The organism is Roseomonas gilardii subsp. gilardii (assembly GCF_023078375.1).
Lineage (GTDB): Bacteria > Pseudomonadota > Alphaproteobacteria > Acetobacterales > Acetobacteraceae > Roseomonas > Roseomonas gilardii.
On sequence record NZ_CP095554.1, the window covers coordinates 2,224,523 to 2,246,719 of the forward strand.

Annotated in this window: 23 protein-coding genes and 1 pseudogene; 12 read left to right on the forward strand and 12 right to left on the reverse strand. The window is 71.6% G+C overall.

What is annotated here, in order from left to right; genetic code table 11:
* The first annotated feature begins 19 nt into the window (after positions 1-19).
* Positions 20-526 (forward strand): nucleoside deaminase, encoded by a 507-nt coding sequence (locus MVG78_RS09940; protein ID WP_345892822.1) that lies wholly within the window; start codon positions 20-22, stop codon positions 524-526.
* A 437-nt stretch (positions 527-963) separates the two neighbouring features.
* A complete protein-coding gene (gene poxB / locus MVG78_RS09945) occupies positions 964-2,691 on the forward strand; it encodes a ubiquinone-dependent pyruvate dehydrogenase (RefSeq protein WP_247551105.1) in 1,728 nt (575 codons plus the stop codon).
* A 9-nt stretch (positions 2,692-2,700) separates the two neighbouring features.
* Here poxB and MVG78_RS22050 read toward each other — a convergent pair whose 3' ends face one another.
* The 3 genes from MVG78_RS22050 to MVG78_RS09955 all read right to left on the reverse strand — a co-directional run bounded on the left by MVG78_RS22050 (position 2,701) and on the right by MVG78_RS09955 (position 4,399).
* Positions 2,701-3,228, reverse strand: a complete 528-nt coding sequence (locus tag MVG78_RS22050; RefSeq protein WP_428480630.1) for a metal ABC transporter permease — start codon at positions 3,226-3,228, stop codon at positions 2,701-2,703.
* Entirely contained in the window at positions 3,144-3,572 is a 429-nt protein-coding gene (locus MVG78_RS22055; protein WP_428480631.1) for a metal ABC transporter permease, read from the reverse strand. The genes MVG78_RS22050 and MVG78_RS22055 overlap by 85 nt, the downstream gene beginning before the upstream one ends.
* 83 nt (positions 3,573-3,655) lie before the next feature.
* The gene (locus tag MVG78_RS09955; RefSeq protein WP_247551107.1) at positions 3,656-4,399 is read right to left on the reverse strand and encodes a metal ABC transporter ATP-binding protein; all 744 of its coding nucleotides are present in this window, start codon (positions 4,397-4,399) and stop codon (positions 3,656-3,658) included.
* Between the two features lie 238 nt (positions 4,400-4,637).
* Here MVG78_RS09955 and MVG78_RS09960 point away from each other — a divergent pair, with 238 nt between their 5' ends.
* Positions 4,638-6,071: a DUF445 domain-containing protein gene (locus MVG78_RS09960; protein WP_247551109.1), complete on the forward strand. Its 1,434-nt coding sequence runs from the start codon at positions 4,638-4,640 to the stop codon at positions 6,069-6,071.
* Positions 6,072-6,098: 27 nt separating this feature from the next.
* Here the strand turns inward: MVG78_RS09960 and MVG78_RS09965 are convergent, their stop codons facing one another.
* From MVG78_RS09965 to MVG78_RS09985, 5 genes are all read right to left on the reverse strand, one after another.
* Positions 6,099-6,752, reverse strand: coding sequence for a phosphoribosyltransferase (locus MVG78_RS09965; protein WP_247551111.1), 654 nt, complete (start codon positions 6,750-6,752; stop codon positions 6,099-6,101).
* 42 nt (positions 6,753-6,794) lie between these two features.
* Positions 6,795-7,004, reverse strand: a complete 210-nt coding sequence (locus MVG78_RS21540) for a hypothetical protein (protein ID WP_282615006.1) — start codon at positions 7,002-7,004, stop codon at positions 6,795-6,797.
* A gap of 135 nt (positions 7,005-7,139) precedes the next feature.
* A complete protein-coding gene (locus MVG78_RS09975) occupies positions 7,140-8,069 on the reverse strand; it encodes an alpha/beta fold hydrolase (protein ID WP_247551113.1) in 930 nt (309 codons plus the stop codon).
* Positions 8,070-8,135: 66 nt separating this feature from the next.
* The gene (locus tag MVG78_RS09980; RefSeq protein ID WP_247551115.1) at positions 8,136-8,621 is read right to left on the reverse strand and encodes a septal ring lytic transglycosylase RlpA family protein; all 486 of its coding nucleotides are present in this window, start codon (positions 8,619-8,621) and stop codon (positions 8,136-8,138) included.
* 194 nt (positions 8,622-8,815) lie between these two features.
* Positions 8,816-9,889, reverse strand: coding sequence for an aspartate-semialdehyde dehydrogenase (locus MVG78_RS09985; protein ID WP_247551117.1), 1,074 nt, complete (start codon positions 9,887-9,889; stop codon positions 8,816-8,818).
* Positions 9,890-10,262: 373 nt separating this feature from the next.
* Between MVG78_RS09985 and MVG78_RS09990 the strand changes: the two genes are divergently transcribed.
* The 4 genes and pseudogenes from MVG78_RS09990 (at position 10,263) to MVG78_RS21730 (ending at position 12,956) form a co-directional block, all read left to right on the forward strand.
* Positions 10,263-10,619, forward strand: a complete 357-nt coding sequence (locus MVG78_RS09990) for a RidA family protein (protein ID WP_247551119.1) — start codon at positions 10,263-10,265, stop codon at positions 10,617-10,619.
* Positions 10,620-10,781: 162 nt separating this feature from the next.
* On the forward strand, positions 10,782-11,789 hold the full coding sequence (locus tag MVG78_RS09995; RefSeq protein WP_247551121.1) for an NAD-dependent epimerase/dehydratase family protein: 1,008 nt from the start codon (positions 10,782-10,784) through the stop codon (positions 11,787-11,789).
* A gap of 106 nt (positions 11,790-11,895) precedes the next feature.
* Positions 11,896-12,675 (forward strand): annotated as a pseudogene (locus MVG78_RS10000) (DegT/DnrJ/EryC1/StrS family aminotransferase); the annotation flags it as partial.
* 122 nt (positions 12,676-12,797) lie between these two features.
* On the forward strand, positions 12,798-12,956 hold the full coding sequence (locus MVG78_RS21730) for a DegT/DnrJ/EryC1/StrS family aminotransferase (protein ID WP_345892883.1): 159 nt from the start codon (positions 12,798-12,800) through the stop codon (positions 12,954-12,956).
* Positions 12,957-12,985: 29 nt separating this feature from the next.
* On the opposite strand, the gene MVG78_RS10005 is transcribed toward MVG78_RS21730, so the two are convergent.
* Complete coding sequence (locus MVG78_RS10005; RefSeq protein WP_247551123.1) at positions 12,986-13,657, reverse strand: carbonic anhydrase; 672 nt, start codon at positions 13,655-13,657, stop codon at positions 12,986-12,988.
* 371 nt (positions 13,658-14,028) lie between these two features.
* Between MVG78_RS10005 and MVG78_RS10010 the strand changes: the two genes are divergently transcribed.
* A complete protein-coding gene (locus MVG78_RS10010; protein WP_247551125.1) occupies positions 14,029-14,592 on the forward strand; it encodes a hypothetical protein in 564 nt (187 codons plus the stop codon).
* A gap of 10 nt (positions 14,593-14,602) precedes the next feature.
* Here MVG78_RS10010 and serB read toward each other — a convergent pair whose 3' ends face one another.
* Positions 14,603-15,517, reverse strand: coding sequence for a phosphoserine phosphatase SerB (gene serB, locus MVG78_RS10015; protein ID WP_247551127.1), 915 nt, complete (start codon positions 15,515-15,517; stop codon positions 14,603-14,605).
* Between serB and miaA the strand changes: the two genes are divergently transcribed.
* From miaA to ilvC, 4 genes are all read left to right on the forward strand, one after another.
* A complete protein-coding gene (gene miaA, locus MVG78_RS10020) occupies positions 15,516-16,517 on the forward strand; it encodes a tRNA (adenosine(37)-N6)-dimethylallyltransferase MiaA (protein WP_428480633.1) in 1,002 nt (333 codons plus the stop codon). The genes serB and miaA overlap by 2 nt on opposite strands.
* Positions 16,518-16,625: 108 nt before the next feature.
* On the forward strand, positions 16,626-18,419 hold the full coding sequence (locus tag MVG78_RS10025) for an acetolactate synthase 3 large subunit (protein ID WP_247551129.1): 1,794 nt from the start codon (positions 16,626-16,628) through the stop codon (positions 18,417-18,419).
* 13 nt (positions 18,420-18,432) lie between these two features.
* Complete coding sequence (ilvN, locus tag MVG78_RS10030) at positions 18,433-18,960, forward strand: acetolactate synthase small subunit (protein WP_247551131.1); 528 nt, start codon at positions 18,433-18,435, stop codon at positions 18,958-18,960.
* A gap of 68 nt (positions 18,961-19,028) precedes the next feature.
* Positions 19,029-20,045: a ketol-acid reductoisomerase gene (gene ilvC / locus MVG78_RS10035; RefSeq protein WP_247551133.1), complete on the forward strand. Its 1,017-nt coding sequence runs from the start codon at positions 19,029-19,031 to the stop codon at positions 20,043-20,045.
* A gap of 73 nt (positions 20,046-20,118) precedes the next feature.
* Here the strand turns inward: ilvC and MVG78_RS10040 are convergent, their stop codons facing one another.
* Entirely contained in the window at positions 20,119-21,747 is a 1,629-nt protein-coding gene (locus MVG78_RS10040) for an ABC transporter substrate-binding protein (protein WP_247551135.1), read from the reverse strand.
* A 46-nt stretch (positions 21,748-21,793) separates the two neighbouring features.
* Positions 21,794-22,189, reverse strand: a complete 396-nt coding sequence (locus tag MVG78_RS10045) for a DUF2155 domain-containing protein (RefSeq protein WP_247551137.1) — start codon at positions 22,187-22,189, stop codon at positions 21,794-21,796.
* Between the last annotated feature and the right edge of the window lie 8 nt (positions 22,190-22,197).

Below are 22,197 nucleotides of genomic sequence, written 5' to 3' on the forward strand. Positions count from 1 at the left end.
GATGCGAAAGGATGCGAGCTTGTCCGACACCCAAACCCCCGCGACGCCCCCCGCGGCCGTCACGCCCGAACAGGCCATGCGCCGGGCCATCGCCCTGTCGCGCGAGAATATCGAGACGGGCGGCGGCCCCTTCGGCGCCGTCATCGTGAAGGACGGGCGGATCGTGGGAGAGGGGGCGAACCGGGTGGTGCCGGATGGCGACCCCACCGCCCATGCCGAGGTCACGGCCATCCGCGACGCCTGCCGCCGCCTGGGCACGCACGACCTGAGCGGCGCGGTCCTCTACACGAGCTGCGAGCCCTGCCCGATGTGCCTCTCCGCCACATGGTGGGCGCGGATCGGCGAGATCGCCTATGGCAATGGCCGCGCCGATGCCGCCGCCATCGGCTTCGACGACGCCGCGATCTATGACGAGGTGGCGCGCCCGATCGGGGAGCGCAGGCTGCCCCTGCGGCGCTTCCTGGCGGAGGAGGCGATCACCACCTTCCAGGCCTGGGCCGCGAAGGCGGACAAGGTGCCCTACTGAGACAGCTCCGGCCCCGGGGGCAAGGCGCCGCCTCGCCCCCGGGACCCCCATTCCGCCCATGACCATGAGGGGGGACCGAAGCCGCTTCCCGGACCCCGGGCTGTCATGGGCGCTGGTGGTGGCCGTCAGCCTGCCGTCCGATCCCTGGGCACAGGTGGATCAGTGGGGCACTGGTGGCACTGGCAGCCGCCGGAGAGCCAAGCATTCCGGCGCGATCCGGCGTCAGCAGGAACCAGCGAGTGGGAGGTCCAGGAACCTCAGCTTCCTGGCGGATCAGGGGGCAGGGGGAGAAGGCGGAGCCTTTTCCCCCGGGACGGCGCGACGGCAGCAGGAAGCGATGCGCCGGGCGAATGGCTGCGCCAAAACGAGTCTTCCAGATGAATATCCCGGTGCCCTGTGGTGTTGTCCTGCCGATTGACACCAGCGGGAGTGGCACCATGGCGAATGCGAGCGTGGCCGATCTTTTCGCCGAGACCCTTCAGGGCATCGGCGTCCGGCGGATCTACGGGGTGGTCGGCGACAGCCTGAACGCCATCACCGAGGCCCTGCGCCAGCGTGGGGAGATCGACTGGGTGCATGTGCGGCACGAGGAGGCCGCCGCCTTCGCCGCCGGGGCCGAGGCGCAGCTCACCGGCACGCTGGCGGTCTGCGCCGGCTCCTGCGGGCCGGGCAACCTGCACCTGATCAACGGCCTCTTCGACTGCCACCGCAGCCGCGTGCCCGTGCTGGCCATCGCCGCGCATATCCCGAGCGCCGAGATCGGCTCCGGCTATTTCCAGGAGACGCATCCGGAGAACCTGTTCCGCGAATGCAGCGTCTATTGCGAGATGGTCTCCAGCCCCGAGCAGATGCCGCGCGTGCTGGACAACGCGATCCGCGCCGCGGTGGGCCAGCGCGGCGTGGCGGTGGTGGTGATCCCGGGCGACGTGGCGATGAAGCCTGCCGCTGCGCCCGCCACGACCACGGCGCTGCTGCCCATGGCGCCGGTGGTCCGTCCGGCCGAAGGGCCGCTGGAGGCCCTGGCCGAGATGCTGAACGGCGCCTCGAAGGTCACACTGCTCTGCGGGCGCGGCTGCCGCGACGCGCATGGCGCCCTGCTGCAACTGGCGGAAGTGCTGAAGGCGCCGATCGTCCATGCGCTCGGCGGCAAGGAGTTCGTCGAATACGACAATCCCTATGATGTCGGCATGACCGGGCTGATCGGCTTCTCCTCCGGCTATCACGCCATGGAGAATTGCGAGGCCCTGCTGATGCTGGGCACCGACTTCCCGTACCGGCAGTTCTATCCGCAGAAGGCGAAGATCGCCCAGGTCGATATCCGCCCCGAGAATCTGGGCCGCCGCACGCGGCTGGATCTGGGGCTGGTCGGCGATGTCGGCACCACCATCGCGGCGTTGCTGCCGCGGCTGGTGGAGAAGCAGGACCGCCGCTACCTCGATGCCTGCCTGGCGCATTACCGCAAGGCGCGGGAGGGGCTGGACGAGCTGGCACAGGGGAAGCCCGGGGAAGGGGTGATCCACCCGCAGCACCTCGCCCGGGTGCTGAGCGAGCAGGCGGCGGAGAACGCCATCTTCACCGCCGATGTCGGCACGCCCACGGTCTGGGCGGCGCGCTACCTGACGATGAACGGGCGGCGGCGCCTGATCGGCTCCTGGGTGCATGGCTCCATGGCCAATGCCCTGCCGCAGGCGATCGGCGCGCAATCCGCCTTTCCGCAGCGGCAGGTCGTCTCCTTCTCCGGCGACGGCGGCTTCACCATGCTGATGGGCGAGTTGCTGACCCTGCGGCAGCAGAAGCTGCCGGCGAAAGTGGTGGTGCTGAACAACGGCACGCTGGGCTTCGTGGAGCTGGAGATGAAGGCGGCCGGCCTGCTGGAAACCGGCGTGTCGCTGGAGAACCCGGATTTCGCCGCCATGGCGCGGGCCTGCGGCATTCCGGCGCGCCGCGTCACCGATCCGGGCGAGCTGGAAGCCGCGGTGCGCGACACGCTGGCGGAGGAAGGCCCCGCGCTGCTCGACGTGGTGAGCAACCGGCAGGAACTGGCCATCCCGCCGAAGATCACGGCGGAGCAGATGAAGGGCTTCGGCCTCCTCGCGCTGAAGGCGGTGATGAGCGGGCGCGGCAACGAGATCCTGGACCTCGCGCGCACCAATCTGCGGCTCTGAGGCGGGCTGCTATCCCGCCAGGTGGCGCCGACGCAGCAGCCGGGCCAGCAACCCGTCCACCGGCCCGGCGATCACCGAGACGGCCCAGAGCCCGCCCGCCACCAGCACGATGGCCGGGCCGGTCGGGACGTCGAGGTGATAGGACAGCAGCAGCCCCGCCGTGGAGGCGATGGCCGCCAGCAGCACGGAGGCGCGGGCCAGCCCGCCGATCTGCCGCGACCAGTGGCGGGAGGCGACGGCGGGCAGCATCATCAGCCCCACCGCCATCAGCGTGCCCAGCGCCTGGAAGGCCGCCAGGACGTTCAGCACCACCAGGGCCAGGAAAAGCATGTGCCAGGCCCCGCCATGCGCCCGCTGCGCGGCGGCGAACTGGGGGTCGAAGCATTCCAGCACCAGCGGCCGCCAGGCGGGGGCCAGGGCGAGGAGGGTGAGGGTGGAGACCCCCGCCATCATCAGCAGCGCGTCGTCATCCACGCCCAGCACGCTGCCGAAGAGCAGGTGGGTGAGGTCCACCGCCCCGCCGCGCACGGACACCATGGCGACGCCCAGCGCCAGGGCGAGGAGGTAGAGCGCGGCCAGGGTCGCATCCTCCCGCCCCCCGTGGCGCGGGACAGCGCCCCGGCCCCGAGCGCCACGCCCAGCCCCGCGATCAGCCCGCCCAGGGACATGGCGGTGACGGAAAGGCCGGCGACCCAGAAGCCCGCCGCCACGCCGGGCAGGATGCCATGCGCCAGCACATCGGCGGACAGGCTCATCCGGCGCAGCATCAGGAAGACGCCGAGCGGCGGCGCGGCGAGGCTGAGCGCCAGGCAGCCGATCAGCGCCCGGCGCAGGAAGCCGAATTCGACGAAGGGCGAGAAGAGGAGGTCATAGGCGCTCATGCCGGGGACGGCACCCCGGCGGGTGCCCCGGTGGACACCCCGGCTGGCGGCATGGCGGAATGGCGCATGGCGTCAGGCGTGCCTCAGGCGGCGACGGGGCGGTCGCAGGCTTCGGCGTCCTCGTCCCAGCCCTCCGCCATCATCCGGGCGCGCAGGCGGTTCTGCGCGGTCAGCACCGCCTCGGTCGGCCCCCAGGCCACGGCCTCCCGCGCCAGCAGCAGGCAGTCGGGGAACTCCCGGCGCACCAGATCCATGTCATGCAGCACGGCGAGGATGGTGCGTCCCTGGCCATGCCAGTCCCGGACCAGGCGCAGCAGGTCCGCAGCGGTGCGGGCGTCCACGGCGTTGAAGGGCTCGTCCAGCAGGATCACCGGCGCGTCCTCGACCAGCAGCCGGGCGAAGAGCAGGCGCTGGAACTGGCCGGCGGAAAGGCTGCCCACCGGGCGCCGGCCGAAGCCGTCCAGCCCGACCGCCGCCAGCGCCTCCATGGCACGCTCCCGGTCGGCGGCAGAGGCGCCGCGAAGGGCGCCCAGGCGTGGCCAGTGCCCCAGCATGGCGACGTCGAGGCAGGTGATCGGGAAGGAACGGTCCAGCGATGTCATCTGCGGCAGCAGGGCGATGCGGCCGCAATCACGCTCCACCCGGCCCTCGCTGGGGGCGTGCAGCCCGGCGATGGCGCGCAGCAGGGTCGTCTTGCCGGCGCCGTTCGGCCCGACCACGGCGGTCAGGCTGCCTTCCGGGAAAGTGCCGTTCACATGGTGCACCGCCGGCCGGCGCTCATGTGCCACCGTCAGGTCATGTAGGCGGATGCCGGGCGTGCTGCTCAAGACAGCCCTCCCGCCACCAGAGTGGCCCCACGGGGGGCGACCCCGCTGGAGAGAATTTCGTCCGACATGGCCCAGGCGACCCCCAGCCACAGCAGCGCCGAAAGGCCCAGGGCCAGGATCAGGCGTGGAGCGACACCGGTGGACAAGGCGAGAGGATCGGGCAGGCGGGCCATACGTTATTACATAACACCCCGGAGGCACTGGACAAGCGCTTCCGGCACCGCCAATTCCGCGCCCTATGCAGGACAGCCCCGCTTCCCCCACCGCGCCGCGCGCCGGCTCAGAGGAGAGGGATTTCCGCAGGCCGCCGGAACATCCTTCCTCGCCCCAGCCTCCGGACCCCGCGGCGGTAGAGCGGCCGGACCCGGCGCCCGTTTCGCCGCCCCCCACAGCCCCTCTCCCGGCGGGCGAGGACGAGCTGCGCCGGCGCCTGCGCCGCCACAAGGCCCTGGCGAGCGGGCTGCTGCTGTTCATGGCGGCGCTGACGGTGGGGGCCTATGCCCTGCCGCCCGGCTGGTGGACCGACCTGCTGCAGGCCAGCGCCAAGGCCGGGCTGGTGGGCGGCATCGCCGACTGGTTCGCGGTCACGGCGCTGTTCCGCCATCCGCTGGGCCTGCCCATCCCGCACACCGCCATCATCCCGCGCCAGAAGGAGCGCCTGGGCGCCGCGCTGGGCCGCTTCGTGGCGGAACATGTCTTCACCGAGCGGGAGGTCGCCCGCGTCATCGCCCGGCTCGACCTCGCCGGCGTGATCCGCAACGTCCTGGCCGACGAGGCGACGACGAGGCCGGCCGCCCGGGCCATCGCCGCCTCGGTGCCGCGCCTGCTCACCAGCATGCAGGAAGGGAAGGCGCAGAAGCAGGTCCTGCGCATCCTGCCGCGCCTCGCCGACGGCCCCGCCGCCACGAAGCTCCTGGCCCATGCGCTGCGGACGCTGGTCGAGGGCGGCAAGCACCGCGACGTCTTCGCCCTGGCGCTGGGCGAGATCCGCGAGGTGCTGCGGAACAAGGAGCAGTCCCTGCGCGAGGAGGTGGAGAAGCGCGTGCGCGAGCAGGGCGGTTCCGTGGTCGGCTGGGTGGCCGGGGCCTATCTCGCCAAGCGCGTGGTCACGGCGGTGAACGGCACGCTGGATGAGGCGCTGAATTCCGAGAACGCGGAAAGCGGGCTGCGTGCCGCCTTCGACGAATGGGTGATGCGGGAGCTGGACCGGCTGGAGCACGACCCCCAGCGCGCCGCCCAGATCGGGGCGGCGCTGCGCTCGGCCCTGCGCCATGGCGTGGTGGCGGGCTGGCTGGACGATGCCTGGCACCGGGTGCGCTGGGCGGCGGAGCTGGATGCCGCCAATCCGGACGGGCGGCTGGCGGCACTGGCGCAGGCCGCGCTGAACAATGCGGGGCAGGTGCTGGCCGAGGACCCCGGCGCCCGCGCCCGGGTCAATGCGGCGGTGGAGCGGATGCTGCTGGCGCTGCTGCCTTCCGCCCGGCAGCGCCTGTCCGGCTTCGTGGCCGAGGTGGTCAGCGGCTGGGACGCACAGACCGTGACGGACCGGATCGAGCTGCGGGTCGGGCGCGACCTGCAATTCGTGCGGATCAACGGCACGGTGGTCGGCTTCCTGGTCGGCGGCGTGCTCTTCGCGCTGCTGAGCGCCATCGCGGGACATGTGGCCTTCTGAGGTGATGCGCCCCGGGCTCCGGCTCCGTCACGGCATCGCGCCCGTCCTGGCCTGGCGGAGCAGCCGGATCACCTCGGCATCCCGGGTCTGGGTGAAGTCCTCGTAGAAACGGCCGACCGCGCCGAGCGCATGCGGCCGCAGCAGCACCACGGCCTCGTCGCAAAGAGGCTCCAGCGCGGCGACGGCCTCCGGCGGCGCGACGGGAACCGCCATGACGCGGCGGAGGGCGCCGGCCCCCTCCAGGGATTGCAGGGCCACCCGCATCGTGGCCCCGGTGGCGATTCCGTCATCCACCACGATGACGCTGCGTCCGGCGATGGCGAGCGGCGGCCGGTCGGGCACATAGGCAGCGCGGCGGCGGGCGATCTCGGCGAGCTGCCCCTCGGCGATGCGGTCGATCTCCTCGTCGCGCACCCCGAATTCGCGCCGGATCCGCTCGTTGATCACGCGCCGGGGCGGGGCGCCATCGATGATCGCGCCCAGGGCCAGCTCTGGAGCCCCCGGTGTCGGCAGCTTCCGGACCAGGAGGATGTCGAGCGGCGCCGCCAGTGCCCGCGCCACCTCATAGCCCACCGGCACCCCGCCCCGTGGAAGGGCGAGGACGATGGGCTGCGGCAGGTCCATCCCCCGCAGCCGGTCCGCCAGTCGACGTCCGGCATCCCGCCGGTCGCGGAAAAGCATGGCGAAGCCTCCGGCGGCGCGCGCCGCCTGTCGCGGGGGTGGCTACATGGTGGCGGGCGGCACCTGCGGCGATGGTCCCGGCGGGCTGATGTCCGGGCCGGGGCCGGGGTTCGGCCCGTCGGGTTCCGGCGGCATGGGCGGCGCGGGCTGCCCGGGCGGCAGCGGCGGGATGGGCGAGCCGGGGGGCAGGCCAGGCTCGGGGATGGGATTGCCGCCGGGCTGCGGGCCAGGGCTCGATGCGGTCGGGGACAAGGCGGTCCTCCCTCTGCGTTGACGAGGCGGCCGGTGCGCGATGGCAGGGGCGCGATGGCAGCGGCCGTCCTTCCCGGACACAACGCCTCGTTGCCGCGCGGGTTCGCCGGCAGGGGTGAAAGCAGGGGGGGTGGCTCAGCCGCGATGGCCGGGAGGCGGCAGGAAGGCCAGGAGTTCCCGCAGCGTTTCCTCCGGACATTCCTCCTGCGGCGTATGGCCGCAGTCCAGCGCCCGGCCCCGGACGTCGAGCGCTTTCTCGCGCCAGGTCTCCAGCACGTCATAGAGCGCGCCGACCGTGCCGCGCCCGCCCCAGAGCGCGAGCAGCGGCGCCCGGACGCGGTTCCCGGCATCGGCGGCGTCGTGCTCCAGGTCGATGCCGGCGGCGGCGCGGTAGTCCTCGCAGATGGCGTGGATGGTGGCCGGGTCGCGATAGGGGCGCAGGTATTCGCGGATCACCGCCTCCGGCGTGGCACCGGGGATCTTCACCTGCCCCTCGATATGCTGGCGCAGGAAGAATTCCGGATCGGCCCCGATCATCCGCTCGGGCAGCGGCGCGGGCTGGATCAGGAAGAACCACCAGAAATAGCGGGTGGCGAATTCCTTGTCGGTGCGGGCATACATCGTGGCGGTGGGCGCGATGTCGAAGACGGCGACGCGCTCCACGGCCTCCGCATGGTCCAGCGCCATGCGATGCGCGACCCGCCCGCCCCGGTCATGCCCGACCACGGCGAAGCGGCGATGCCCCAGGGCGCGCATCACCGCCACCTGGTCCGCCGCCATGGCGCGCTTGCTGTAGTTCACGTGCCGCGCGCCGCCCTCCGGCTTGCCGGAATCGCCATAGCCCCGCAGGTCGGTGGCGACCACGGCATAGCCCGCCCCGGCCAGGGCGGGGCCGAGATGGCGCCACGTCACCAGCGTCTGCGGATGGCCATGCAGCAGCAGGACGGGGAAACCCGTGCCGCGCGTGGCGGCGCGGATGCGCAGCCCGGGCGGCGCATGCGGCGTTCCGGCGGGGATCTCCACATCCTCGATGCGGAAGCCGGGCATCAGGCTGGCATCGGTCATCGCGTCCTGTCCTCCTGCTGCCCGATCCTCCGCCCAAAGCCCGGGCCTGTCACCCTGGCTCCCCTCTCAGCGCGGCGGCGTCACATAGGCCTTGCGCCCGGACAGGCCGCTGCCCTGGCCGATGCGGATGCTGCCATCGGCCTGCGGCACGGCCAGCGGCGCGACCTCCACGCGGATGACGCTGCTGCCCCGCATGCCGAGCTGCCGCGCCACCATCGGGCTGACATTCAGGATGCGCTCGCCCCGGCGGGGAAAGCGGTCCCGCACCGCGACGATCGTGCTGCGGCGGTTGCGCAGGTTGGTGACGCGGGCGGTGGCGCCGAGGGGCAGGTCGCTGCTGGCCACGCTGTTGGACTGGGGATCGAAGATCGCGCCATTGGCCATGCGGCGCCCGGCGAGGTCCGGCGCGAAGACCGAGGCCTCCCCTCGCCGGATCTCGCCCGAACGGTCCGGGGCGGGGAGCATGCCCTCCGGCACGGCGGTCTGCGCCATGGCGGGGAGGGCGGACAGCAGCAGGGAAAGGGCCGCCAGGATGCGCATCGGGGCGGGCACCAGGGATCGCCGCCGCCCGGGAAGGGGCGGACGCCAGCTCCACATCGTCAAGACTCCGGAATGGTCCGGAGGCCGGAATGCTACGGCGCGCTGGAAAGGTCGAGGGGGTGGGGCCATGGATCGGCCCGCCTCACCCGATCGGGAATGGCCAGGGGGCGGAGGCGGCCCGGGGCCGCCCCACACCCCGCCCGTCATCAGCCCCGGCGCAGCAGGCGCTCGGCGATCTGCACGGCGTTCAGCGCGGCGCCCTTCAGGAGCTGGTCGCCGGCCACGAAGAGGGCCAGGGTGCGGCCCGAGGGGTCGCCCAGGTCGCGGCGGATGCGGCCGACCAGCACGTCGTCCTGCCCCGAAGCCTCGGAGGGCATGGGGAAGTGGTTGCGGGCGCGGTCGTCCACCAGCTTCAGGCCCGGCGCCCCGGCGAGCAGGGCGCGCGCCTCCTCCGGCGTCACCACCTCCTCGAACTCCACATGCAGCGCCATGGCATGGGCGCGCAGCACCGGCACGCGGATGCAGGTGATGCCGACGGGCAGATCCGGCGTGCCGAGGATGCGGCGGGTTTCCGCCACGACCTTCTGCTCCTCGCCGTTATAGCCGCTCTCCTCGTCCATCTCCGCATTGTGGCTGAAGAGGTTGAAGGCATAGGGGTGCGGCAGGACCTTGGGCTCGAACGCCTCGCCCTTGAGATAGGCGGCGGTGGACTGGCGCAGCTCCTCCATCGCCGCGGCGCCGGCGCCGGAGGCGGCCTGGTAGGTCGCGGCAGTCAGGCGGCGGATCGGATGGGCGCGGTGCAGCGGGGCGAGCGCCACGGTGGCGATGGCGGCGACGCAGTTCGGGTTGGCGATGATGCCGGCATGGCTGGCCATGCTCTCCGCATTCACCTCGGGCACCACCAGCGGCACATCGGCGCGCATGCGGAAGGCGGAGGAATTGTCCACCACCACGGCGCCGGCCTGGACCGCGACCGGGGCGTACTGCTTGGAAACGCCGCTGCCGGCGGAGAAGAGGGCGATGTCCACGCCCTGGAAGCTGTCGGGGCCGAGTGCCTCGATCACCAGCTCCTGGCCCCGGAAGCGCATCGTCTGCCCGGCCGAGCGGGGAGAGGCCAGCAGCTTCAGCGCAGCGACGGGGAAGTTCCGTGCCTCCAGGCAGTGCAGGAGCTCGACGCCGACAGCGCCGGTGGCACCGACGATGGCGACCACGGGCGCGCGCAGGCCGGCGGGTCGGTTCGGGGCGTCGCTCGGTGCTTCGAGGGAAAGGTCCAGGCTCATGGGGGTTCTGGTCTCTGTCTGGAGGCCAGCGGGCGGGAGCCTGTTTCGGGGCCCCGCCGCTGCCGGCGGGGTCCTCGGGGGTCTGCTATGCCGCCGCGATCGCCGCGCGCACGCCCGAGGACGCCCCGCCGGGGGACGTCTTTTTGGTCGTAATGCGCTTGAGCGAGGTCATGGGCACGGGGCAGACGCTACGGAGGCGTCACGGGGCTGTCCACGGGAAAAGCCATGTGCCTGTCGCGGGGCAGGCCAGCCAGGAAGCGCGCCGGGCCGGAAGGCCGGAACCGTCCGGCGGCGAATTTCCACCACGGGGGCTGGCGCGGCGCCGCGTCCCGCGCATGCTGGGGGCGCCATATCCGCCCGGGAGCACGACACCATGACCATCCGACGCCTTGCCGAGGAAGGCCGCCTGTCCGGCGCCACCATCGGCGGCGGGCTGATCTTCCTGGCCGGGCAGGTGGCGGATGACGCCACGCTCGATGCCGAGGGGCAGACCGCCGATATCCTGGCGCAGATCGACGCGCTGCTAGCCGAGGCCGGGACGGACAAGCGGGCGCTGCTCTCCATCACCGTGGTGCTGGCCGACATCGCCGATGCCCCGGCCATGAACCGGGCCTGGGACCGCTGGCTCGACCCCACGGCCAAGCCGGCGCGCATGACGATCCAGGCGCCGCTGGTCGATCCGGCCTGGAAGGTGGAGATCACCGGCGTGGCGCTGGCGCCCGCCGCCTGACGGGCCTTCCGGTCCGGAGGCGGTCCTTTTCGCCTCCGGACCGCCGCAATCGCGCCAGCACCTTGCCCCGCGGCAGGACGAGGATCGCCGAGACATGACGCTTCGCCACCACCACGCTGCCTGGGTCCGCCCGGCCATCGCGCCGTGCCGATGGATGAGGCCATGAGCGCCGCCTTCTGGCGCGGCCGCCGCGCCGTGGTGACCGGCGGGGCCGGCTTCCTCGGCGCCAATCTCTGCCACGCCCTGGCCGCGGCGGGGGCGGAGGTGCTGGCCATCGACGCGATGCTGCCCGGGATGGGCGCGCATCCGGGCAATCTGGAGGGATGCGGCGCCCGGCTGCTGCAAGGCGACCTGCGCGATCCGGCGCTGGACCTGGAGGGTGCCCTGCGCGGGGCGGATGCGCTGTTCAACTGCGCCGCCCAGACCTCCCATGCCGGCAGCATGCGCGAGCCCCTGCCGGACCTGGAGATCAACGCCACCGCGCAGCTCCGCCTGATCGGGGCGCTGCGCCAGGCCGCCCCGGGCGCGGCGGTGGTGCATGCCTCGACCCGCCAGTTCTACGGCCGCCCGCAATACCTGCCGGTGGATGAGCGGCACCCGGTCGTCCCGCCCGATGCCAACGGCGTCTCCAAATTCGCCGGCGAGCAGTACTGGCTGCTGGAAGGCCGCGTGCAGGGGCGGCCGGTCGCCTCGCTGCGCCTGACCAACTGCTACGGCCCCCGGCTGCGCATCCGCGACGCGCGGCAGACCTTCCTCGGCATCTGGATCCGCCGGGTGCTGGAGGGCGAGCCCTTCGAGGTCTGGGGCGGCGAGCAGTTGCGCGACCTCGCCTATGCCGATGACGTGGTGGCCGGTTTCCTGGCGGCGGCGGAGACCCTGCTGGGCCCGGCGCCGGAGCGTTGCGCCGGGCGGGCCTTCAACATCGGCGGCGATGCCCCGGTCTCGCTGCTGCGGCTGGCGGAGCTTCTGGTGGACGCCGCCGGGCAGGGGAGCTACGAGATCCGCTCCTTTCCGCCCGACCGGGCGGCCATCGATATCGGGTCCTACCATGCCGACGACCGCGCGTTCCGGGAAGCGACGGGCTGGGCCCCGCGCGTGCCCCTGGCCGAAGGGCTGCGCCGCAGCGTCGCATGGTTCCGGCCCCGCCTCGCCGACTACATCCAACCCTGATCGCATCTGAGGAAGACCCCGGATGAACGTGCCCGACCTCCTGGTGCCGCAGGCCGATCCCGGCGCCGGCTACCGCGCGCAGAAGGCGGAGATCGACGCGGCGGTGATGCGTGCGCTCGAATCCGGCTGGTACATCCTGGGCCAGGAGGGCAAGGGCTTCGAAAGCGAGTTCGCCACCTGGCTCGGGCGTGGCCAGGGCGCGGCGCAGCACGCGATCGGCTGCGCCAACGGCACGGACGCGCTGGCGCTGATCCTGCGCGGCCTGGGCATCGGCGAGGGCTGCACCGTCGCCACCGTGTCGCACACCGCCGTCGCCACCGTGGCGGCGATCGAGATGGCGGGGGCCACGCCGCTGCTGCTCGACATCGATCCCGACACCTACACCATGGATGCGGACGAACTGGTGGCCGTGCTGGAGGAGCCGCCGCCCGGCCTGCCGCCGATCCGCGCCGCCATCGCCGTGCATCTCTATGGCCAGGCCTGCGACCTCGCCCCGATGCTGGAGGCCTGCCGCGCCGCGGGCGTGGCGCTGATCGAGGACTGTGCCCAGGCCCATGGCGCGACGCTGGGCGGGCGCCGGCTGGGCACGATCGGGGATGCAGCGGCCTTCAGCCTCTATCCCACCAAGAATCTCGGCGCGCTGGGCGATGGCGGCGTGATCGCCACCGCCGATCCCCAGCTCGCCGAGAAGATCGGGGCGATCCGGCAATATGGCTGGCGCTCCCGCTACGTCTCCGACCTCGCGGGGGTGAATTCGCGGCTGGACGAGGTGCAGGCCGCCATCCTGCGCGCCCGCCTGCCGCGCCTGGACAACAACAACGCCCGTCGGCGGGAGATCGCCGGGGCCTATGACGCGGCGCTGGAAGGCGGCCCCGTGGCGCCGCCGCTGCGGCGCGAGGGCGCGACCCATGTCTTCCACCAGTATGTGCTGCGGAGCGCGGAGCGCGACCTGCTGCAGGGCGGCTGCGGGCGCAGGGGATCGGCACAGGCATCCACTACCCCGTGCCCGTGCATCTGCAACCGGCCTATCGTGGCCGCATCGCCCTGGGCCCGGCCCGCTGCGCCGAGACCGAGGCCACGGCGCGTGAGGTCCTGAGCCTGCCGATGTTCCCCGAGCTCAGCGACGCCCAGGTCGAGCGCGTCTGCGGCGCCCTGCGCGAACTCTGATCCGGCCCGGGGGCGGGAAGGGCCGGGCGCTACGCCACCCGGTGGTCCGCGGCACTCACGGCCACGGGCATCTCTTCGCCCTCGGCGACCTCCACGAAGCGTTCCCGCGTCCCATCCAGGGCGAAGAGGCCGCCGGTTTCGAGATCGAAGAACCATCCGTGCAGCGTCATCTCGCCCCGTGCCAGATGGGAGGCGACGGAGGCATGGGTGCGCAGGTGGTTGAGTTGCAGGGCCACGTTCTCCATGGCCAGGACGCGGGTAGCCGCCTTGCTTTCCAGGTCCGGATAGGATTCGCAGACGACGCAGCGTGCCGCATCGGCGTGGCGCAGCCAGGCCTGCACATTCGGCATGGTCTTCAGGGATTCCGGCTGCAGCAGGGCCTTCATGGCCCCGCAATCGGAATGGCCACAGACGACGATGTCGCGCACACCCAGCACCATCACCGCATATTCGATCGAGGCGGAAACGCCACCGGTGAACTGCGCCGTGGGCGGCACGATGTTCCCGGCATTGCGGCAGACGAAGATCTCGCCGGGGCCGGACTGCATGATCTCCTCCGGGATCACGCGGCTGTCGGCGCAGGAGATCACCAGCGCCTTCGGCTGCTGCCCGTTCTGCGCCAGATGGCGGTAGAGGTCCTGGCGCCGCGGAAAGACCTCGGTGCGGAAGCGCGAAGCGCTGCTGATCACGGAACTCGGCATGGGAGGACTCCTGTTACAGGGATGAACATGAACGCCTGCATGAAGCTTTCGTCATGCAGGAGGCGGGCCTCTCTCAACCGGAGTTACCGCATTGCAACATAGACTTCCCGTGAGCCGCACCGGACCGGTGGAAAATCCCGTTGGATCAGTCATCCCGGATAATGCGCCATATAATGCGCCATCCTACGGCACCAGCGGCCAGGGCGGCCCCTGAAACACTTCGTCGCGGCCGGTTCCAATAGGCCGGAACGAAGATGGCGGCACACCGATCAGGGCATGGCTGGCCCGGGCGGAACGACGGGATTCCGTGAAGCGTGGTGCCCATATCGGCGTTGTCCGGGCCGATTGTTCTCCGAGAGAGGATAAGGACCATGATCAACACACGCTTCGCCGTCCGGGCCCTGGGCATGGCACTCGGCGGCGCACCCGCCCTGCTGCCCATGATGGCCCAGGCGCAGGTGCCGACCACGCAGTACAGCCCCGGTTCCACACCGCGCAACGACAGCCGGTCCAATCCGGGTGCTCCGGATGTGGCGCCGAATCCGGATGAGCCGGTCAGCCACGCCCAGCAAGGCGCCACGCCCCGCAATGACAGCCGGTCCAATCCGGGCGCTCCGGATGTGCCGCCGAATCCGAACGAGCCGGTCAGCCACGCCCAGCAGGGTGCCACACCCCGCAATGACAGCCGCAGCGCGGACAGCGCCCGTGGCGGGCCGGGCACTGGTCCGGTGCATCATCGCTCCGGGCGGGCGGCCAGGCAGCCGCAGGCCCCGGCCAGCCATGCACCGGCCATGCCGGCCGCGCAGCAGAGCGGCGTGGTGATCGGCGGCCCGGAGGCCAGCCGGAGCAGCGGCAACCCGGACGGGGCCTTCCTGGGCGGCGGCGGTGTCTTCGAGCGCGCGCCGGATGGCAGCCTGCGCCAGGTGAGCCAGTAACCGCCGGCCGCTATCCCTGGTCCGGAAGGATCTCGGTGACCTTGTAGCCCTGTGCATAGAGCAGGGCGCGCAGGTCGCCATGGTCCACCCGGGCCCGGGCGGCGGCCGCGACCACCGGCTTGGCATGGTAGGCGACGCCGAGCCCGGCCGCGCCGATCATGGCCAGATCATTGGCGCCATCGCCCACCGCCAGGGTTTCCGACATGGCGAGCCCGTTCCCGGTGGCGAGGCGGGTGAGGATCACCAGCTTCGCATCCCGGTCGAAGACCGGCTCCTCGACCCGGCCGAGCAGGTGCCGGCCGTCATCGAGCAGGATATTGGCATGGTGCGTGGTGAAGCCGCAGAGCGCCGCGACGCGGGCGGTGAACCAGGTGAAGCCGCCCGAGGCCAGGGCGCAATGCGCCCCGTTCGCCGCCATGGTCCGGACCAGGGAGCGGGCGCCCGGCATGAGATGCGTCTTCGCCCAGGTGGCCTCCAGCGCCTCGACCGAGAGCCCTTCCAGCAGCGCCACGCGCTCGCGCAGCGAGGTGGCGAAATCGATCTCGCCATTCATGCTGCGCTTCGTGATGGCGGCGACCTTCTCGCCCATGCCCGCATAGGCCGCCAGCTCGTCCAGCGTTTCGCTGGTGACGATGGTGCTGTCCATGTCGGCGACCAGCAGGCGCTTGCGCCGCCCTTCCAGGGGCTGGGCGATGGCATCGACCGGGCGTTCGCCCAGTGCGGCCCGGGCGGCGGCCACGGCCTGGTCCGGGGCGAGGGCGGAGAAGGGAAGGTCCACCGCCTCGCCCTCCGCCAGCCATTCGGGGCGCCCCGTTTCCGCACCGAGCGCCCGCAGGGCATCGGCCACGATGGAAAGGGTAGAGGCGTTCAGCGCGCCACCGGCCACGGAAGCGGGGGCTGCGATCAGGGTCAGGACATGCGACATGCTGGCGGGACCATATTTCACCCGCACTGCCCAGGCCATCCCGATGCGGCAACCGCCCCTTCTGCTGATCGCCGGCCCGACCGCCAGCGGCAAGTCGGCCCTCGCCCTCGCCATCGCCCGCCGGATCGGCGGGGCGGTGCTCAACGCGGACAGCATGCAGGTCTATCGCGACCTGCGCGTGCTCACCGCCCGCCCGACGCCGGAGGAGGAGACCGAAGCGCCGCACCGCCTCTACGGCATCCGGGACGCGGCGGAGGCAGCCAGCGCCGCCTGGTGGCGGGGCGAGGCGGAGCGTGCCATCGCGGAGGTCGCGGCGGCGGGGCTCGTGCCGATCCTGTGCGGCGGAACGGGACTGTATTTCCAGGCACTGCTGAAGGGGCTGGCGCCGGTGCCCCAGGTTCCGGCGGCGGCCCGGGAGGAAGCGCGCGGCCTCCTGGCGGAACTGGGGCCAGAGGCGCTGCATGAGCGGCTGGCCGCGGCCGATCCGGACACCGCCGCCCGGCTCCGGCCGGGCGACAGCCAGCGCATCGCCCGGGCCTGGGAGGTCTGGCGCGGCACGGGGCGCGGGCTGGCGGCATGGCAGGACATGCCCATCCCCGACCCGCCGCCGGAACGGCCGGTCCTGTCCGTCCTGCTCGATCCGCCGCGCGACATGTTACGGGAAGCCATCCGGCGGCGCTGGTCCGCCATGCTGGAACTGGGCGCCCTGGAGGAGGTGCGGGCGCTGCTCGTGCGCGGGCTCGACCCGGCGCTGCCGGCCATGCGGGCGCATGGCGTGCCGGAACTCGGCGGCGTGCTGCGGGGGCGGATTTCGCTGGAGGAAGCGGGCCGACGCGCCTGTCTGGCCATCGGGCAGTACACCAAGCGGCAGGCGACCTGGTTCCGCCACCACGATCTCGCGCTGCCCGCTGCGCGGGGGCAGACCCGAGAGAGGCGCATACGATCCGTGCTCGTTTCACCGATTCAGCGCAACTTTCGGAAAGTCTTCTGGCGGAAATAATAGCATTTGTTGATTCCGCCCGTTGACGCATCACAGCATGACCCCTAGATGGGCCGCTCCGCGCTGTTACCCTGCGTGGGACCAGTTCAAGGAAACGGAACCTCGCCGATGTCCGCCACCCTTCCCGCCGCCTCCGACGCCGATGTGATGAACGGCGCCGAGATCGTCCTGCGCGCGCTGAAGGATCAGGGCGTAGAGGTCATCTTCGGCTATCCGGGGGGCGCCGTCCTTCCGATCTATGACGCGATCTTCCAGCAGAACGCGATCCGCCATGTTCTGGTGCGCCATGAGCAGGCCGCCGTGCATGCGGCGGAGGGCTATGCCCGCTCCACCGGCAAGGTGGGCTGCGTGCTCGTGACCTCCGGCCCCGGCGCCACCAACGCCGTGACGGGGCTGGTGGACGCGCTGCTGGATTCCATCCCGATCGTCTGCCTGACCGGGCAGGTGCCAACGCACCTGATCGGCAACGACGCCTTCCAGGAGGCCGACACCACCGGCATCACCCGCCCCGCGACCAAGCACAACTATCTGGTCAAGCGGATGGAGGATCTGGCGGCAACGGTGCATGACGCCTTCCACATCGCGCGTTCCGGCCGCCCCGGGCCGGTGGTGATCGACCTGCCGAAGGACATCCTGATCGGCAAGGGCCGCTACACCCCCGCGCCGGGCACGCCGCACCGTTCCTACCGCCCGCAGACCGAGCCTTCGGCGGAGAGCATCCGCGAGGCCGTGGCGCTGCTGAAGGGCGCCAGGCGGCCGATGGTCTATACCGGCGGCGGCATCATCAATGCCGGGCCCGAGGCCAGCGAACTGCTGACGCGCTTCGTGCGCGAGACCGGCTTCCCCATCACCAACACGCTGATGGGCCTGGGCAGCTATCCGGCCAGCGACCCGCAGTTCCTGGGCATGCTGGGCATGCACGGCACGGTCGAGGCGAACCTCGCCATGCATGGCTGCGATGTGCTGCTGAACATCGGCGCGCGCTTCGATGACCGCGTGACCGGGCGGCTGAACGCCTTCTGCCCGGATGCGAAGAAGATCCACGCCGATATCGACCCCTCCAACATCAACAAGAACGTGGCGGTGGATGTGCCGGTCGTCGGCGATGCCGCGGCCGTGCTGCGCGCGTTGACCGAGGCCTGGAAGGCCGACGAGCGGCCGGTGGACCGCGAGGCCCTGGCCGCCTGGTGGCGCCAGATCGACGCGTGGCGCGAGACGAAGTGCCTGCGCTACGAGCAGACGGGCTCCATCATCAAGCCGCAGCACGCGGTGCGCCGGCTCTATGAGCTGACGCTGGAGACCGGGCGCGACACCTTCATCACCACCGAGGTCGGCCAGCACCAGATGTGGGCCGCCCAGTATTTCGGCTTCGAGAAGCCGAACCGCTGGATGACCTCGGGCGGGCTCGGCACCATGGGCTACGGGCTGCCGGCGGCCTCGGGCGTGCAGATCGCGCATCCGGACGCGCTGGTGATCGACATCGCCGGCGAGGCCTCGATCCTGATGAACATCCAGGAGATGGGCACGCTGGCGCAGTACCGCCTGCCGGTGAAGGTCTTCATCCTGAACAACGAGTATATGGGCATGGTGCGGCAGTGGCAGGAGCTGCTGCATGGCGGCCGCTACTCGGAAAGCTACTCCGACGCCCTGCCGGATTTCGTGAAGCTGGCCGAGAGCTTCCACGCCAAGGGGCTGCGCGCCACGAAGGCCGAGGAGCTGGACGACGTGATCCGCGAGATGATCGCCTATCCCGGCCCGGTGATCGCCGACATCGCCGTGGACCCGAAGGAGAACGTCTTCCCGATGATCCCCTCCGGTGCCGCGCATAACGAGATGATCCTCGGCCCGGGCCAGCAGGGGGGCGTCGCCGGCGTCACCGACGAAGGCAAGGTCCTGGTCTGAGGGGCGCACCGACATGTCCGACCTGAACAGGGCGCCCTTGCAGCGCACGGCCACCATCGCGGTGCTGGTGGAGAACGAGGCGGGCGTGCTCGCCCGCGTCATCGGCCTCTTCTCCGGCCGCGGCTACAACATCGAGAGCCTGACCGTGGCGCCGGTCGATGACGGCAAGCGCCTGTCGCGCATCACCGTCGTCACCTCCGGCACCGACATGGTGATCGAGCAGATCAAGGCGCAGCTCGACCGGCTCGTCCCCGTCCACCGCGTCGCCGACCTGACGCTGGAGGGGCCGCACCTGACGCGGGAGCTGGCGCTGGTCAAGGTGGTGGGCCATGGCGAGCACCGGATGGAGGCGCTGCGCCTCGCCGATGCCTTCCGCGCCCGCGTGGTGGATGCGACCATCGAGAGCTTCGTCTTCGAGATGACCGGCGCCGCCGAGAAGATCGACGCCTTCATCGAGCTGATGCGCCCCATCGGCCTCGCCGAGGTGTCCCGCACCGGCGCGGTGGGCATCGCGCGGGGCACGCGGAGCCTCGCCACCTGAACCGGCGGCCGGGCAAGGTCCCGGCCCGCCCCGGATTTTCGTCCAACCCTTGAGGGGAGTGCGCGGATATGCGCGTGTATTACGACCGTGACGCGGATGTGGGCCTGATCAAGAGCCGCAAGGTCGCGGTGATCGGCTTCGGCAGCCAGGGCCACGCCCATGCCATGAACATGCGCGACAGCGGCGTGAAGGAGGTCGTGATCGGCCTGCGCCCGGGCGGCTCCGCCAAGAAGGCCGAGGCCGCCGGCTTCAAGGTCATGAGCCCGGCCGAGGCCGCCAGGTGGGCCGACCTGGTGATGGTGCTGACCCCCGACGAGGGCCAGGGCGACCTGTACCGCGACCACCTGCACGAGAACATGCGCGAGGGCGCGGCGCTGGCCTTCGCGCACGGGCTGAACATCCACTTCAACCTGATCGAGCCGCGCGCCGACATCGACGTGTTCATGATCGCGCCGAAGGGCCCCGGCCACACTGTGCGCGGCGAGTACCAGAAGGGCGGCGGCGTGCCCTGCCTCGTGGCCGTGCACCAGAACCCCTCCGGCAATGCGCTGGAGATCGCGCTCTCCTATGCCTGCGCCGTCGGCGGCGGCCGCTCGGGCATCATCGAGACGACCTTCAAGGAAGAGTGCGAGACCGACCTGTTCGGCGAGCAGGTGGTGCTCTGCGGCGGCCTGGTCGAGCTGATCCGCGCCGGCTTCGAGACGCTGGTCGAGGCGGGCTATGCCCCCGAGATGGCCTATTTCGAGTGCCTGCACGAGGTGAAGCTGATCGTCGACCTCATCTATGAGGGCGGCATCGCCAACATGAACTACTCCATCTCCAACACCGCGGAGTATGGCGAGTACGTGACCGGCCCGCGCATCATCACGCCAGAGACCAAGGCGGAGATGAAGCGCGTGCTGGAGGACATCCAGAGCGGCAAGTTCACCCGCGACTGGATGCTGGAGAACAAGGTCAACCAGGCCTCCTTCAAGGCCACGCGCCGCCGCCACGGCGAGCACCAGATCGAGGCCGTAGGCGAGAAGCTGCGCGGCATGATGCCCTGGATCACCAAGGGCAAGCTGGTGGACAAGGCCAGGAACTGAGCCTGTCGCAGGAAGGGCCCCGGGATCGCTCCCGGGGCCCTTTTCGTATTCCGGTTGCGCATCCCGGGGCCGGTCAGCCCCGGCGCAGCCCCCAGAAGACCGGCGCGCCCTTCACCATGCCGGTCAGGTTGCCGCGATAGGCGGTGTTCTGGGTGAAGAGGCCGAGCGGGATGAAGGGCACATCCGCGAAGGCCGCTTCCTGCATCTGCCGCCCGATCGCCGCCTGCTCGCCCTCCGGCGCGTCGAACCAGCGGTCGCGCAGCGCCTCCAGCCGCTCGCTCACCGGCCAGCCGACGATGCTCCGGCGCCCGCTGCCGCGCAGGTAGTTGTGCGCGGCGGGGTTCATCCAGCTCGCGCCCGAGGTGCTGATGCAGGTGACGTTCCAGCCGCCCCGCTCCGGCGCCTCCTGGTTGGCGATGCGGCGGATGAAGGTGCCGAAATCCATCGCCTGCACATCGAGCTTCAGGCCGCAGCGTTGCAGCAGATCGGCGGCCACCGCGTTCAGCGCGGTCACGGAGGGATAGTCGGTGGGGTGGATCAGCACCACCGGTTCGCCACGATAGCCCGCCTCCTCCAGCGCCCGGCGCGTGGCCGCGATGTCGCGCGGGCCGGTGAGCGCCGCCATGCCCGCATCGCTCGCCATGGCGGAGCCGGGCAGGAAGAAGCCCAGATCGTCCCGCCAGAGGCTGCGGTCGTCGCCGGCCACCGCCTGCATGAAATCCGCCTGCCGCACGGCGCCGAGCAGGGCGCGGCGGACGGCCGGCTTGTCGAAGGGCGGATAGAGCTGGTTGAAGCGCATGAAACAGGGTGAGCCCGCCGTATCCAGAACCTCCAGCCGGATGCCGCGGTGCCGGGCGAGCATGGGCGTCAGGTCGGCGGGCGGCTGTTCCCACCAGTCGATCTCGCCCCGTTGCAGCGCCGCCGCGGCGGTGCCGGGATCGGGCATGGAGATCCACTCCACGCGCTCCAGATGCACCTGCTTCGGCCCGGCGAGCAGGCTGGGCGTGCCGCCCTCGCGCGGCACATAGCCGCCGAAGCGCTCATACACCGTGCGGGCGCCGACCACCCGTTCCGCCGCGATGAAGCGGAAGGGGCCGCTGCCCACCATCTCCGTCACCTGCGTGCCGGGATCGGTGAGGGCCAGGCGTTCCGGCATGATGAAGCAGTTCATCGTGCCCGGCTTGCCCAGCGCCTCGGCCAGCATGGGGAAGGGGCGCTTCAGCCGGAAGACGATGCGCGCATCGTCGGGGGCGGAAAGCTCCTCCGTGACGGCCAGCAGCGCCATGCCGAAGGTGTCCCGCGCCCCCCAGCGGCGGATGCTGGCCACCGCGTCGCGCGCCCGCACCGGCTCGCCGTCATGGAAGCGCAGGCCAGGTCGCAGCGTGATGGTCCAGCGCCGCCCGTCCTGGTCGATCTCATGCCCGGCGGCCATCTGCGGCTGCACACGCAGATCGGTGTCCATGCCATAGAGCGTGTCGAAGACCATCAGCGCGTGGTTGCGCGTGACCACGCCGGGCGTCCAGTGCGGGTCCAGGATGGCGAGGTCCGTCTGGGCGACGAAGCGCAGCGGCGCCACCTGGGCACGGGCGAGGCGCGGCGCGGCCAGGGGCAGGGCGAGGCTGGCGCCCAGACTGGCACTCAGGCCGGCGAGGAGGCGGCGCCGCCCTGGCCCTGGGCCAGGGGGTGGATCGGGGGTCTTCATGCGGGGGAGGCTGCGGCCGCCCCCGGTGATCGTCAATCGGCCGCGATCAGTGGCATTCCAGGATGCGCAGGTCGTAGACCGGATGCTCCAGCATGTTCACGGCCGGGGCATTGGCCAGCATCCAGCCCCGGAAGGCCAGCGGCGCATCCTTGGCGGCCAGCGTATCCCGCACCTCGATGAAGGCGGCCGCATCCGGCACCTCGTCGGGCGGGTGGTAGTCGCAGGCACGGACGGTGATGGTGAGTGTGCCGAAGCTGGTCGGCTTGTCCACCGGCGCGTCCAGCACGGTGACCTGCGCGGTCACCTTGTCGAGCGCCTGGAGCTTCGCGATCTTCCCGGGGATCCAGTTGGCGGATTCCTGGGCGCCGGGATGGCCGGGGACAGCGGGCAGCAACAGGGCGGCCAGCAACAGCGCGGGAAGGGGGCAGTCCTCATCGCGCACTCAGCCCC

What these genes read in the sequence shown, in the direction of transcription:
- poxB (WP_247551105.1), top strand. Translation starts at nt 964, where the DNA reads ATGGCGAATGCGAGCGTGGCCGATCTTTTCGCCGAGACCCTTCAGGGC.
- MVG78_RS22050 (WP_428480630.1), bottom strand. Translation starts at nt 3,228, where the DNA reads ATGGTGTCCGTGCGCGGCGGGGCGGTGGACCTCACCCACCTGCTCTTC.
- MVG78_RS22055 (WP_428480631.1), bottom strand. Translation starts at nt 3,572, where the DNA reads ATGAGCGCCTATGACCTCCTCTTCTCGCCCTTCGTCGAATTCGGCTTC.
- MVG78_RS09960 (WP_247551109.1), top strand. Translation starts at nt 4,638, where the DNA reads ATGCAGGACAGCCCCGCTTCCCCCACCGCGCCGCGCGCCGGCTCAGAG.
- MVG78_RS09965 (WP_247551111.1), bottom strand. Translation starts at nt 6,752, where the DNA reads ATGCTTTTCCGCGACCGGCGGGATGCCGGACGTCGACTGGCGGACCGG.
- MVG78_RS09975 (WP_247551113.1), bottom strand. Translation starts at nt 8,069, where the DNA reads ATGACCGATGCCAGCCTGATGCCCGGCTTCCGCATCGAGGATGTGGAG.
- MVG78_RS09985 (WP_247551117.1), bottom strand. Translation starts at nt 9,889, where the DNA reads ATGAGCCTGGACCTTTCCCTCGAAGCACCGAGCGACGCCCCGAACCGA.
- MVG78_RS09990 (WP_247551119.1), top strand. Translation starts at nt 10,263, where the DNA reads ATGACCATCCGACGCCTTGCCGAGGAAGGCCGCCTGTCCGGCGCCACC.
- MVG78_RS09995 (WP_247551121.1), top strand. Translation starts at nt 10,782, where the DNA reads ATGAGCGCCGCCTTCTGGCGCGGCCGCCGCGCCGTGGTGACCGGCGGG.
- MVG78_RS10005 (WP_247551123.1), bottom strand. Translation starts at nt 13,657, where the DNA reads ATGCCGAGTTCCGTGATCAGCAGCGCTTCGCGCTTCCGCACCGAGGTC.
- MVG78_RS10010 (WP_247551125.1), top strand. Translation starts at nt 14,029, where the DNA reads ATGATCAACACACGCTTCGCCGTCCGGGCCCTGGGCATGGCACTCGGC.
- miaA (WP_428480633.1), top strand. Translation starts at nt 15,516, where the DNA reads ATGCTGGCGGGACCATATTTCACCCGCACTGCCCAGGCCATCCCGATG.
- serB (WP_247551127.1), bottom strand. Translation starts at nt 15,517, where the DNA reads ATGTCGCATGTCCTGACCCTGATCGCAGCCCCCGCTTCCGTGGCCGGT.
- MVG78_RS10025 (WP_247551129.1), top strand. Translation starts at nt 16,626, where the DNA reads ATGTCCGCCACCCTTCCCGCCGCCTCCGACGCCGATGTGATGAACGGC.
- ilvN (WP_247551131.1), top strand. Translation starts at nt 18,433, where the DNA reads ATGTCCGACCTGAACAGGGCGCCCTTGCAGCGCACGGCCACCATCGCG.
- ilvC (WP_247551133.1), top strand. Translation starts at nt 19,029, where the DNA reads ATGCGCGTGTATTACGACCGTGACGCGGATGTGGGCCTGATCAAGAGC.
- MVG78_RS10040 (WP_247551135.1), bottom strand. Translation starts at nt 21,747, where the DNA reads ATGAAGACCCCCGATCCACCCCCTGGCCCAGGGCCAGGGCGGCGCCGC.